The organism is Methylobacterium sp. EM32 (assembly GCF_040593685.1).
GTDB lineage: Bacteria > Pseudomonadota > Alphaproteobacteria > Rhizobiales > Beijerinckiaceae > Methylobacterium.
This window is the reverse complement of the sequence record NZ_JBEXZS010000099.1, coordinates 1-12,809: the sequence shown is the minus strand read 5'-3', so window position 1 is coordinate 12,809 and position 12,809 is coordinate 1. Positions and strand designations below refer to the sequence as shown.

The following is a 12,809-nucleotide window of genomic DNA, read 5'->3' as shown; positions in this document are numbered from 1 at the left end:
TCGCCCATGGCTGTATCGGCCGGAGCAGATGGTGACCGCCATGGCGTTCAACGCGATCCCAGCCGACGCGGCCGGACAAGTCGTCGTTCGACGACTGCAAATTATTAGCACAATCATCTTCAAATGAAGATGATTGTATGCACTGCGAATAAATTATTTATTAATTTACGGCAGCTTATTTTGATAAAACTGATTCATATATTTTGAGGAGATTGCTTGTTTTTTCATTCCAATTATAGTTTTTACTAACGAAATCACGACCACTTCTACCTACCGTTTGTGCACTACAAGGATCATCTAAGAGTTTTGCTATTGCTGTGGCGAGGGCGTATGGACTGCTGTCGTGTAGAACGACTGCATCTAAGCCATTGCGAACTTGTAATCCAATGTTGGCGAATGGCATGATCACAGGACGGGCCATTGCAAGGAACTCAAGAATCTTTGAGGGTAATCGGCAAACGTTGAAGGGCGTTGGCGAGCCCGGTTGCACCAGGATATCAGCAATTTCAAGCACTCGGGGGATTTGCCTGCGCGCAATCCTTCCCAATTCAATCACGCCTTCTTTTTCTAAATAGCTGTCGCATCTTCGCGTGACCTTGTCACTCTCGCCGGTCTTTACGAGAAAGACCGATTTGCCCGCTCTCCTTAACAAACTTACTGCTGAATAAAGACTATACACGTCCCGCTCAATGGCTGGATGAATATTTCCATTGTAGACAATGACAAACGCACCGTTCGGTATGCCCAACTGATAGCGGCTATAAGAGATTTCAGCCTGCGACGCTTTTGGCTTGAAAAATTCGGTATCCACTCCCGGCTCAAGCAAATGGAATGGTACATCCTTTGGAACATCATGGCGCAATTCCATGACGATCCCCGTCACAGCATCCGCGTGTGCCAAGAAATTTTGCGAATGATGGGGATGCGACAGATGACCTGCAACAATTGATGCTGGCGACAAGACGTCGTCGAGGTCAGCGTCCTTGATACCGAGCTGGGTCGATGTGACAATCCGTTCATTGTCCTCGAGATGAACAATGTACTTCAGCCCTCGCTCCGCCAACGGCTCGACGATCTGTCTCACCGCTTCACGCGGCGTCCAAGCGTGAATTATTGTCCGATCATCATGCAGCATGGAATACAAAGCTTCAGGAACCGCATTCTGCGAGTACTCGACATGAGAGCAATGGTATTCACGGTTTTCTACATCAATATCACCGCCAGCAATGATTCCGACAGCATGGCCCATACCCCGCAATTCTTTGGCAAAACCATCAATATGACCTGAACTATTGTTACCAAAATTACCATAGTTGACGAATACGACGTTCATATCTATTCACTATTTACTACATATCGAGAAAGTTCATGGCGTGGATATATTTCGTTTTGACTAGATTTCCGGTCAGCTTACGACTTCTCGGCCTACGCTCGATCGCATCGAGCCGAACGACATGGCTGCAGCTTTGGTTGATGTAGGACACCATTGCCGTCCCCAGCGTAATTCCAAAGCTTGTCATCATATCCCCAACCGCAAATGCCGGCATGCGGCCCGCGTCGAGACTATGGCATATATACCCAAGCAGAGCAGCAACGGGACCCTCGTCCACTGCCATCTCCCGGAGGCGTCGGCTGACTGCAAACAGCCCTTGCAACCAAGCCTCATTGTTCCATGCTTGGTCGTGAGTCATGTGCGACATGAGCGGGCTAATACAATTTATGATCGGCACATTGCGCGCCGCGAGTAAGTATAGGAACAGATAGTCCCACCAAGGACTGCCTATGAAGAATCCTTCAAGCTCAGATGGAAGAAGAAATCGCTTGTTCGCGATGATCACATCGAAGCCGTATAGATAGGGTAGACCCGGAGCAGTGCCGATCGGGGAGCGCTCGAATCGATGCGAGAATATAACGCCCTCTCTAGCATTAGAGAATAGATCAGACAAAATACCACTGTCGCCTTCGTAAAGGACATCGGAATTTGTAATTGCAAAAACCTCATTCTTCGTCTTGGCTTGGCCGGCGGAGATCAACTCCGAAATATTAGGCAAGCCTTTTGGATTGGAGGTACTCTTGGTCGCTGTCGACTCGACGAACAAGACCCCCGGGTATGAAGGCTCCAGACTGGATATTTCTGCAGGCGTATTGACGGAAATAACGAGAGCGCCGGCATCTTGCCAAGACCTAACGCATGTACGTTGATAGGCGCGACCGCCCTCCTCATCATTCCTAAATCCACGACGCATGAACGGCGACAGAGACATAACAACTACGTGCTGATCATTTTCCATTTCGTACCTCTGTCACCGCTATGAGCTATGGGAGTTTTGAAATCAGTACAAAAATACTGCAAATCAATCTGTCTCGACGAAAATATCAATCGAAGATGGAACCGCATCCAAAAGGATTTTAGGCACATTCTTCACGGCGTCAAAATTAAATGCATATTTATTGAAGGTTTCCCACGTCGTAATTCGATGTTTTCTTATGTATTCCCCCTCCCCTGAAATCAAATATATTGAACTATCATCGCTCTTGACCAGACAAGTTCCCTCGCCAAGATTGGGGCCTCGGACTATTTCCTCTAAATCAGCGGCGTCGGCTAAGTTCATATCGCAAAACAGGGCATCATACACGGACGATCCATTGATGTAATGACGCATTCCATTTATTATGAGCCAAACCTCATTTGACTCGCGATCAATTATCCTAAGACCATCGAGATCTTTCCTTAAGCGTCTCATTTTTGTCTCTGCCGATTCTGCACAACGATCGCAGCCATAGCAAACTTGATATTTTTTTTCAATCGTTGCGGGCGACAAAATAGCCAAGTATAATAAAAAATGGCAACAGATAAATTTTGTAAACTGCAGTTCATAATTTTATATCCCATGCATCTCTGAAACAAAGATTTGTATTATGATATGTATAATATTCTATAATATGATTTTTGCAAAGTAAATAGGTAATAAAAAGTAAATAGGTAATAAAATGTATATCTATTATATATATACGTGTATTGGTTGCAACAATTCATTTTTTATTATACTGTTGCATTTAATAAGGAAATATATGCTGTCAAGACGGTATATTCAGTCCGCTGAGAGGGATTTATCCACTCGACTCATTCGCAAATACGGGTTTTTGATCATTGCACGAAGAACGAGCTTGTCATGAACACTGCTATGTAGCATCACCATGCTAAGCGGGAGTCGCTTCGGGGCTGCGGAACAGGTCTGGATCTCCACCAGGCTTCTGCCTGAACTTGTTCGAAGGAGCCTGGCGGTCCACGTGGCCTCGATGTCTGGAAGCCCCGCGAGTTGGAGGTTGATATTCCTGCGACGGAACGATGTCCTCGGCAGGACTGCATCGGCCTGCCGGCAGGCTGCTGGCTAAGACTTATCTGCAGGTGCATGCCTGCACGGCGATGGCGGGGGTGCGAGCCAGATCAGGAGCGCGGGGACTGGTGGTCCGTTGCCGCAGACGCCGCCGTCACTCTTCGACGGACGGGGGGTTCCACTTCGGAAGGGTGAGGTCGCTTCGGCACAGATGGGAAGCTCGGGAGCATTGCCTGACGCGCGAAAGTCGACCGTCCGGCCGTCGCCGAAATCGACTTTGACATCATCAAGCTTATGAAGGTGGGCGGCCTGCCGATCGACAGGAAGACGTCCTGTCGAGAATCGTCTTGCGGAGTCGGTGCAGCTGAGCCGTATTCCTGTCCGCCGAACGCTGGTCGGCCGGTCGCTCGCCGGCCTCGGATGAATCGGCTTAGTCCGCGAAAGCCGTGCCGGCCACGTTTTGGCCGACATGGCGAGGATTGGTGAACCAGCAGGCGCCGGCGCCTGTCGCGTCCCGGGGGCGAGCGCCCGGCCTCGGTGATCCGGCCGTCGGCGCAGCCAGGGGACGCTTCTCGGCCGTTGAGGCACGATGGCTGACGCCGAGCCCGCCTACCCTGGCAAGTCATACGCTGTCCGGACGGGAATCGTCCGAAAAGCGTATCACGGCCTTCGTGTCACATCTCCGGGGGGCGCTCGATATCGGCTATGCCTTGTCTCGCCCGTAGACGTCCTCGATGCGGATGATGTCGTCCTCGCCAGTATAGCTGCCGACTTGGACCTCGATCAACTCGAGCGGGATCTTGCCGGGATTAACCAACCGGTGCACGCAGCCGATCGGCAGGTAGGCCGCCTCGTTCTCGTGTACCAAGCGCACGACTCCATCCACCGTCACCTCGGCCGTGCCGCGCACGACCACCCAATGCTCGGCCCGGTGGTGGTGCTTCTGCAGCGACAGGCGCCCGCCCGGCTTCACGGTGATCCGCTTCACCTGGAAGCGCGCGCCGATATCGATGCGCTGGTACGAGCCCCAGGGCCTGTACATGAGACGGTGAGCGTCCGCCTCAGGCGCGCTCCGCCGGCGCAGGTCCTCGACGAGGCCCTTCACCTCCGGCGCCGTGCTCCGGCTCGTCACCAGCACCGCGTCGTCCGTCGCCACCACCACCACGTCGTCGAGACCGACCACGGTGGTCAGGATCTCCCCGGAGCCGTGCACCAGGCTGTTACGGGTGTTCCGCACCGCCACCCGGCCGCGCAACGCGTTGCCGTCGGCGTCCCGCTCCGCGATCTCCCAGAGGGCGCCCCACGTGCCGATATCCGACCAGGGGAATCCCACCGGCAGCACCCCGGCCCGATCCGTGCGCTCCATGACCGCATAGTCGATCGAGATCTGCGGCGCGCGCGCGAAAGCCTCGGCGCCGAGGCGAACGAAGTCGAGGTCGCGCTCGGCGGTCGCGACGGCCTCCTGGGCGGCCTCAAGCACCTCGGGCGCGCGGGCCTCGAGCTCGGCCAGCATCACGTCGGCGCGGAACAGGAAGTAGCCACCGTTCCACAAGGCGCCCTCGGCGATCAGGCCGGCGGCGCGGGCGGCGTCCGGCTTCTCGAGGAAGCGGGCGACGGCGTGGGCGCCCGCCTCGCCGGCCTTGCCGGGCAGCGGGTGGCCAGGCTGGATGTAGCCGTAGGCGGTGGAGGGGTGGGTCGGCTCGATGCCGAGCGTCATGATGTGTCCGGCCCGGGCCCCGGCCCGGGCGGCGCGGACGGCGGCGACGAAGGCCGCATCGTCGCCGATCGCATGGTCGGCGGGCAGGATCAGAACCAGTGCCTCCGGGTCGCGGGCGGCGGCGTGGAGCGTCGCGACCGCGACCGCCGGAGCGGAATCGCGCCGGCACGGCTCGAGCAGGATGTCGACCTCGATCCGGCCCTGGGCGAGCTGCTCGGCGACCAGGAAGCGGGCATCGTTAGCGGTGATGACCGCCGGACGGGCGAAGGTGGCGGGGTCGGAGAGCCGCGCGGCGGCGGCCTGGAACGACGAGCGCAAAGGCTCGGCGAGGGGGATGAACTGCTTGGGGAAGCTCTCGCGGGAAGCCGGCCACAGGCGCGTCCCGGACCCACCGCACAAGATCACCGGATGGACGAGATCGACGCGGTCGCCTTGCATAACCTTCTCCTACCTGTATCCGTGCCTGTATCGTCGCAAGTCGATTTGGCCGAGATCCTGGCCGCTTTGGCGAGTCCTGCATCTCAGCGGCCGGCATGCTCATCCGGGCTGTCGATGACTGAGTGAAAGAAACTGCCCCCCGACCGGTGGACGCCTTCTCCACAGGGACCGGCCATACGATGTCCGGCTGATCGCTCCGGGCGATCCTGTCGGATCGCTTTCGCGATGCCGGAATCGGCTTCGCTCAAGCGCCGCACCGGCTTATGATACGAATCCCGGACGTGATCGACCAGAAATCGGCGGGAATTCGTACCAGATCATGGCCGGACCATCGACCGTCGCGACAGGCACGGAGAATGGGTTATTCGAGGTATGCCGTCCGCCGGCGAGACGACGTGCCTTGCCGCGCGTCGGCGGAGCAGGCCGTTCGCATGATCGGAAGCTTTCGGTCATGCGAACGGCGCAACCAGGCGTTTCAGCCGGCGTGATGATCGAGGAACCATCGATAGGTGCTCGCGACACCCTGGGGCAGGCCGATCCGGGGCTGCCACCCCATCGCGCGGATCTTGTCGCCCGACATCAGCTTGCGCGGCGTTCCATCCGGTTTCGAGGTGTCGTACCGGATGCCGCCCTCGTAGCCGACCGTGTCGCAAACCAGCTTGACGAGATCGCTGATCGGAATGTCCTCGCCACTTCCGACGTTGACGTGCTCGTTGTCCGAATACGTCTTCATCAGGAAGACACAGGCATCGGCGAGATCGTCGACGTGCAGAAATTCCCGCCGCGGCGAACCGGTGCCCCAGACCTCGATCTGCGGATCGCGATTCAGCTTGGCGTGATGCGCCTTGCGCATCAGCGCGGGCATGACGTGGCTGGAGGACAGGTCGAAGTTGTCGCCGGGGCCGTACAGGTTGGTCGGCATCGCGGAGATGTAGTCCCGACCATGCTGACGCCGATAGGCCTCGCAAAGCTTGAGCCCGGCGATCTTCGCCACGGCGTACCATTCGTTCGTCGGCTCAAGGGGGCCGGAGAGCAGGGCGTCTTCCACGATCGGCTGCGGCGCGAACTTGGGATAGATGCAGCTCGATCCAAGGAAGAGAAGCTTCTCGACGTCGCTGCGATGCGCCGCCTCGATGACGTTCGTCTCGATGACGAGATTATCGTAGAGAAAATCGGCCGGGAACTGCGAGTTGGCAAGGATGCCGCCGACTTTGGCGGCAGCCAGGAAGACGACGTCTGGCCGCTTGCGCGCGAACCAGTCCCGGACCGCGCCCTGCTCCCTCAGGTCGACCTCGCGGCGATCCGCGACGAGGATCTCGCACCCTTCGGATTCCAGGCGCCGCACGATGGCGGAGCCGACCATCCCGCGATGGCCGGCCACGAAAGCTTTCTTCCCCGCGAGCGAGAATGCCGTGGTCATCCTACACCCCTTTCGCGATCGGAGCGTCCTTCATGACAACCAGATCCGCCTCGACCATCTCCCGCGCGAGGTCGCGCGCCGACGTCTCGTGCGTCCAGTTCAGCTTCTCCCGGGCCTTGGCCGGATCGCCGATCAGCAGATCGACCTCGGTCGGCCGGAAGTAGCGGCGGTCGATCTCGATCAGGCACCGCCCGGAGGACGTGCAATAGCCCTTCTCGTCGACGCCGCTGCCCTCCCAGCGCAGGCCGATATCGACGGCCGAGAACGACCACTCGACGAACTCGCGCACGGTCGTCGTCTCGCCCGTGGCGAGCACGTAGTCGTCCGGTTGATCCTGCTGCAGCATCAGCCACATGCCGCGCACGTACTCGCGGGCGTGACCCCAGTCGCGCTTGGCGTCGAGGTTGCCGAGCCACAGCTTCTGCTGCCGCCCCAGCTTGATCGCGGCGGCCGCCCGGGTGATCTTTCGCGTGACGAAGGTCTCACCGCGCAGCGGGCTCTCGTGGTTGAACAGGATGCCGTTCGAGGCGTGCATCCCGTAGGCTTCGCGGTAGTTGACGACGATCCAGTAGGCGTAGAGCTTGGCCGCGCCGTAGGGCGAGCGTGGGTAGAACGGCGTCGTCTCGCGCTGCGGCACTTCCTGGACCAGGCCGTACAGCTCGGAGGTCGAGGCCTGGTAGAAGCGGCACGTCTTCTCGAGACCGAGAATGCGGATCGCCTCGAGGAGCCGCAGCGTCCCGATGCCGTCGGCGTTCGCCGTATATTCGGGCGTCTCGAAGCTGACCTGCACGTGGCTCTGCGCCGCGAGATTGTAAATCTCGGTGGGCTGCGTTTGCTGAACCAACCGGATCAGATTCGTAGAATCGGTCAAATCGCCATAATGCAGAAAGAAATTCGCATTGTCGGCATGAGGATCTTCATAGATATCTTCAATACGCGCGGTGTTGAAGGAAGAAGACCTCCGCTTCACGCCGTGCACCACGTAGCCCTTGGACAGCAGCAGCTGCGCGAGATAGGCTCCGTCCTGACCAGTGACACCCGTTACGAGAGCGACTTTCTTTTCCGACACGTTTTTTCCTTCCATGTTGCGAACGCCTAATAGTTTTATATCGGACTCTATTAGATCGTTACGGCACACTCGATTTCTACGTATTCGCCTCAGCATTGGCAATTTACAGAACTACAACGCCTGCGCTGGCTGGCTCCCGATCAAATTGTCTTATGTATCTTACGTGACAGACGTTCGGAATGCCCCTATGACGGCATGGCATTCGATTCGCCCTCCATATTCCATCATCTCAATTATGCAAAGACAAAGATCGACGCGCGCTCATTGCGGTTGCATGTGATGGGTTTTTACAATTCAAGGTTGATTTCCACCCTGAGCGACTGCGACGCAACAACCATGCCGCGCATGCGTCGTCGCCGCCGGCTCATGCCTTCTCCCGACCCGGCAGCATCCGCCGCAACGTCCCGTCCCGCCTCACGAGATGGTGGTGCAAGGCCGCGCCCGCGTGCAGGACCGCGAGCGCCGCGAGCGTGAAAGCCGCGACCTGATGCACCTTGAGGATGGTCTCGCCCACCGGCATCCCACCGGAAACCGGCAGCGTGAGGGGCAGGGCGAAGTACAGCATCACCGGCGCGCAGCAGGCCGAGGTGCCGGCCCAGCCGAGCACCGGCACCAGCACGATCAGGACGTAGAGCGCGAGGTGCGAAGCCTGGGCCGCGCGGCGCTGCCAGGCGGGCAGACCTTCCACCAGGGGCGGGGCGCCGCGGGCGGCGCGCACCAGGATCCGCGCCAGCGCCAGCGCCAGCACGGTCAGCCCGAACGACTTGTGCCACTCATAGAGCGCGTTCTTCACGGGCCCGTCGGGCAGGTTGGCCATGGCGAGCGCGATCGGCACCAGCACGAAGATCAGGATGGCGACCGTCCAGTGCAGCACCTTCTGGGACGGAGCGTAGATGCGCGGCGTCATGGAGCCTCACTCCCGGGGTGTATGGTTGGCCTGGACAATCGCGAAAGGTTGATGGAGGGATCCGCGGCAAAGCGGGGCCGGACGCACCACATGCCGGTCGTTGTCGAACCGTGGCGCTTTCCCCTCACGGGTTCTTCCTCATGGTCCGACGCGACTGCGCCGGGCCGCCTCTCTCAGGGTCGATGATGTCGGTCGCGATGCAGAGCAGCAGCAATCTAGACCCGGCCGCGGGCCGGGACCAGATCGATGTCGAGCGGGCCCTGGCGGAGATCCGCGCCGGCCGTCCGGTAGCGCTGCGCGGCCGCGATCCCGTGCTTGCCCTGTCGGCCGAGGCCCTCGACGGAGAGACGGCTGCCGCCTTCGCGGCGCTGGCGGGAAGCGGCGCCCGCCTCGTCCTGCCGGCGCCGCGGCTGCGCCGCCTCGGCCTTCCCGAGCGGGCCGAGGCCGGCGCGGTCGCCCTGCCGACACTTGATCCGGACCGGATCGAGGCCCTGGCCCTGCGGCTCGACGCGAGGATCGACGCTCCCGTGGCGCCGGCCTCCTCCGGCGATGCCGCCGCGCTCGCCCTGATGGCTCTGGCCCAGGTGCTGCCGGCGGTGCTGGTGGTGCCGGGCGAGGCCGCGCCTCCCGGTACGCTCCCGGTCGCCGAGGAGGCGGTCGCCCGCTATCCGGCCCGGCAGGCTGCCGCCTTGCGGCCCGTGAGCCGGGCGCCGGTGCCGCTCGCGGGCGCGCCGGACAGCGAGTTCGTGGTCTTCCGCGGCGGCGAAGGCTTGCGCGATCAGGTGGCGGTGGTGATCGGCCGGCCGGACCTGTCGGGGCCGGTGGCGGTGCGGCTGCACTCGGCCTGCCTCACCGGCGACCTGTTCGGCTCGCTCAAATGCGATTGCGGCGACCAGCTGCGCGGCACCGCCGGCTGGATGGCGCAACACGGCGGCGGCATCGTGCTCTACCTCGACCAGGAGGGCCGCGGGAACGGGCTCGCCAACAAGATCCGCGCCTACGACCTCCAGGCCCGCGGGCTCGACACCTACGAGGCCGACGAGGCCCTCGGCTTCGGCCTCGACCAGCGCCGGTTCGACTTCGCGGCCGCGATGCTGAAGGCCCTCGGCGTCACCGCCGTGCGGCTCGTGAGCAACAACCCCGAGAAGGCCGCGAGCCTGGAGGCCGCCGGCCTCACGGTGGTCGAGACCCAGCGCGCGCTCGGCCGGGTCACGCCGGAAAACATCCGCTACCTCACGGCCAAGCGCGACCGGGCCGGCCACGCCCTCGACCTCGACGCCTTCGCGTGCATCGACGTGTGACCGCCGACGTGTGACCGCCGCTCGCCGTTCGCGTTGCGTCAGGTCACGCTCATGGTGGCCCTGCGGCACATTCGCTGCTAGCTAGACCCCGGTTGGACCGGCACGCACCCGGTCCCGATGGACGATCGATACGGGAGATCGAGCGATGAAGGGTGATGCCAAGGTCGTCGAGTACCTCAACCGCGGCCTGCGCAGCGAGCTGACCGCTGTGAGCCAGTACTGGCTTCACTTCCGGATGTTGAACGACTGGGGCTACATCGATCTCGCCAAGTTCTGGCGCAAGGAATCGATCGAGGAGATGAACCACGCCGATCGCTTCGTCGATCGGATCCTTTTCCTCGAGGGCTTCCCGAACCTGCAGGAGCTCGACCCGCTGCGGATCGGGCAGAACGTGGAGGAGATCATCGCATGCGATCTCGCCGCCGAGGTCGAGGCGCGCAGCCTCTACCTTGAGGCCGCGAAGTACTGCGACTCGATCAACGACCGCGTGTCGAAGCAGCTGTTCGAGGATCTGGCCGCCGACGAGGAGGGCCATATCGACTTCCTCGAGACCCAGCAGGAGTTGATCCGCCAGGTCGGCCTGCCGCTCTACGCCCAGCGCCACATCGGCGGCCTGGAGAAGATCGAGCCCGAGGTCGAGTGAGCCTTCGACCGGGGGCCGCCGTCAGGCGGCCTCCTCCTTCAATTCCTTCAGGGTGCAGGCCGCCCCGCAGGTGGTGGTGCAGGCGGCGTGGGCGTCGGCGAGCGCCCGATCGAGGATGCCCCGAATCGTGCGGGCGCAGCGGCCGCATTTCGGGCTGCAGCCCAGGCAGGCATAGACCTGGGCAGGCGTGCGCGGGCAACCCGGGCCGGGATTGAGGCACGCGCGCACCTGGCCGTCGGAGAGCACGTTGCAGGAACAGACGATCATGTTGTGACTGGAGCACCCGATCCGCGGAGGGCCGGGGAATCGCTCCCGCTGACCGCTCTCAGATTAGAACTTTTGAAAACTACAACATAATCAACAAGTTACCGATTCGGTGCGAGGGCCGCAACCCGGCTGGTGCGGTCATTGCGCCGCAGGGCTCAGGTCCGCATGCCGGTGGCGCGCGGCAGGAAACCCTCTGCCGCCTCGGCGGTTGCCTGGGGGGTATCGGTCCGTCTATCGGCAGCCGTTCCGCAGGGTTTGGCGGCGACGGACCGCAACGATCAGTCATGAGCAGCCACGACGCGAGCGGACAGATGCTATCGGCCGGAGAGGACGCCGTCGCGCTCGCGGGCGGCGCGCCGGACCTCACCGAAACCGCCCGCCTCACGCAGGCGCTCGCCGAGGCGCGGGCGGAGCGCGACGACCTGCGCAGCATCACCGAGGCCGTCCCGGCCCTGATCGCCGCCCTCGACCGCGACGAGGTCTGCCGCTTCGCCAACGGCAATTTCGCGCGCTGGTACGGTCTGGATCCGGACGAGGCCGTCGGGCGCCCGTTGCGGGCAATCGTCGGCGAGGCGTTCTACGCCGTGCGCCGGCCGCTGCTGGCCCGGGCCTTCTCGGGCGAGACCGTTACCTTCGAGACGCCCCATCCCGACGCCGACGGGCGCCACGCGCTTGTGCGCTACGTGCCCCATCGCGGGCCCGACGGCGCGGTGGTGGACCTGCACCTGCTCGGCGTCGACATCACCGCCGAGACTGACGCGCGGGCGGCGCTCGCCGACACCGCCCTGAAATTCCGGGCCATCGCCGAATCGATGCCCCAGATGGTGTGGTCGACCCTGCCGGACGGCTACCACGATTATTACAATCCGCGCTGGTACGCGTTCACCGGCATGCCGGAGGGCTCGACCGACGGCGCGGGCTGGAACGCGATCTTCCATCCTGCCGAGCAGCCGGAGGCTTGGCGGCGCTGGCGCCACTCGCTCGCCACCGGCGAGCCCTACGAGATCGAGTACCGCCTGCGCCGGCACGATGGGGTCTATCGCTGGGTGCTGGGCCGGGCGGTGCCGATCCGCGATCCCGAGAGCGGGGCGATCGAGCGCTGGTTCGGCACCTGCACCGATATCGACGACCAGGTCCGGGCCCGTGAGACCCTGGCAGAGCGCCGCGAGGCGCTGGAGGCGCAGGTCGCGGAGCGCACGGCGGCGCTCGCCGAGGCCAATGCGCGGCTCACCGCCGAGATCGAGGAGCGCGCGCGGATCGAGGAGGCGTTGCGCCAGGCGCAGAAGATGGAGGCGGTGGGCCAGCTCACGGGGGGCATCGCCCATGACTTCAACAACCTGCTCACCGGCATCGTCGGCGCCCTCGACCTGATGCAGACCCGCATCCACGAGGGCCGCATCGAGAACCTGACCCGGTACACCGGCCTCGCCATGACCTCGGCCCAGCGCGCCGCGGCGCTGACCCACCGGCTCCTCGCCTTCGCCCGGCGCCAGCCGCTGGAGGCCCGGGCGGTCGACGCCAACCGCTTGGTGCGCGCGATGGACGAGCTCCTGCGCCGGACGCTGGGCGAACGGGTGCAGCTCGAAGTGGTGGTGGCCGGCGGCCTGTGGCCGACGCTCTGCGACCCCAACCAGCTCGAGAACGCGATCCTCAACCTCGCCATCAACGCCCGCGACGCGATGCCGGAGGGCGGGCGCCTCACCATCGAG

At 62.2% G+C, this 12,809-nt stretch carries 11 protein-coding genes; 3 read left to right on the top strand and 8 right to left on the bottom strand.

Going from position 1 to position 12,809, the window contains the following annotated elements; genetic code table 11:
- Positions 1-175: 175 nt before the first annotated feature.
- The 7 genes from ABZT49_RS14165 to ABZT49_RS14135 form a co-directional block, all read right to left on the bottom strand.
- Positions 176-1,333 carry a glycosyltransferase gene (locus ABZT49_RS14165; protein WP_355286677.1) on the bottom strand — a complete coding sequence of 386 codons (1,158 nt, stop codon included), beginning with the start codon at positions 1,331-1,333 and terminating at the stop codon, positions 176-178.
- Between the two features lie 16 nt (positions 1,334-1,349).
- Positions 1,350-2,291, bottom strand: coding sequence for a hypothetical protein (locus ABZT49_RS14160; protein WP_355286676.1), 942 nt, complete (start codon positions 2,289-2,291; stop codon positions 1,350-1,352).
- Between the two features lie 63 nt (positions 2,292-2,354).
- A complete protein-coding gene (locus ABZT49_RS14155) occupies positions 2,355-2,636 on the bottom strand; it encodes a hypothetical protein (protein ID WP_355286675.1) in 282 nt (93 codons plus the stop codon).
- 1,405 nt (positions 2,637-4,041) lie between these two features.
- Positions 4,042-5,493: a mannose-1-phosphate guanylyltransferase/mannose-6-phosphate isomerase gene (locus ABZT49_RS14150; RefSeq protein ID WP_355286674.1), complete on the bottom strand. Its 1,452-nt coding sequence runs from the start codon at positions 5,491-5,493 to the stop codon at positions 4,042-4,044.
- 475 nt (positions 5,494-5,968) lie between these two features.
- The gene (locus ABZT49_RS14145) at positions 5,969-6,913 is read right to left on the bottom strand and encodes a GDP-L-fucose synthase (protein WP_355286673.1); all 945 of its coding nucleotides are present in this window, start codon (positions 6,911-6,913) and stop codon (positions 5,969-5,971) included.
- A 1-nt stretch (position 6,914) separates the two neighbouring features.
- Positions 6,915-7,997: a GDP-mannose 4,6-dehydratase gene (gene gmd / locus ABZT49_RS14140; RefSeq protein ID WP_355286672.1), complete on the bottom strand. Its 1,083-nt coding sequence runs from the start codon at positions 7,995-7,997 to the stop codon at positions 6,915-6,917.
- A gap of 349 nt (positions 7,998-8,346) precedes the next feature.
- Positions 8,347-8,889, bottom strand: a complete 543-nt coding sequence (locus ABZT49_RS14135; RefSeq protein WP_355286671.1) for a cytochrome b — start codon at positions 8,887-8,889, stop codon at positions 8,347-8,349.
- Positions 8,890-9,086: 197 nt separating this feature from the next.
- Here ABZT49_RS14135 and ribA point away from each other — a divergent pair, with 197 nt between their 5' ends.
- Positions 9,087-10,190 (top strand): GTP cyclohydrolase II RibA, encoded by a 1,104-nt coding sequence (gene ribA / locus ABZT49_RS14130; RefSeq protein ID WP_355286670.1) that lies wholly within the window; start codon positions 9,087-9,089, stop codon positions 10,188-10,190.
- A gap of 145 nt (positions 10,191-10,335) precedes the next feature.
- Entirely contained in the window at positions 10,336-10,833 is a 498-nt protein-coding gene (gene bfr / locus ABZT49_RS14125; protein WP_093569756.1) for a bacterioferritin, read from the top strand.
- A gap of 21 nt (positions 10,834-10,854) precedes the next feature.
- On the opposite strand, the gene ABZT49_RS14120 is transcribed toward bfr, so the two are convergent.
- Positions 10,855-11,100, bottom strand: coding sequence for a bacterioferritin-associated ferredoxin (locus ABZT49_RS14120; protein ID WP_048435019.1), 246 nt, complete (start codon positions 11,098-11,100; stop codon positions 10,855-10,857).
- Between the two features lie 284 nt (positions 11,101-11,384).
- On the opposite strand from ABZT49_RS14120, the gene ABZT49_RS14115 reads away from it, so the two are divergent.
- The coding region (locus tag ABZT49_RS14115) for a PAS domain-containing protein (RefSeq protein WP_355286669.1) at positions 11,385-12,809 on the top strand (1,425 nt) is incomplete at its 3' end.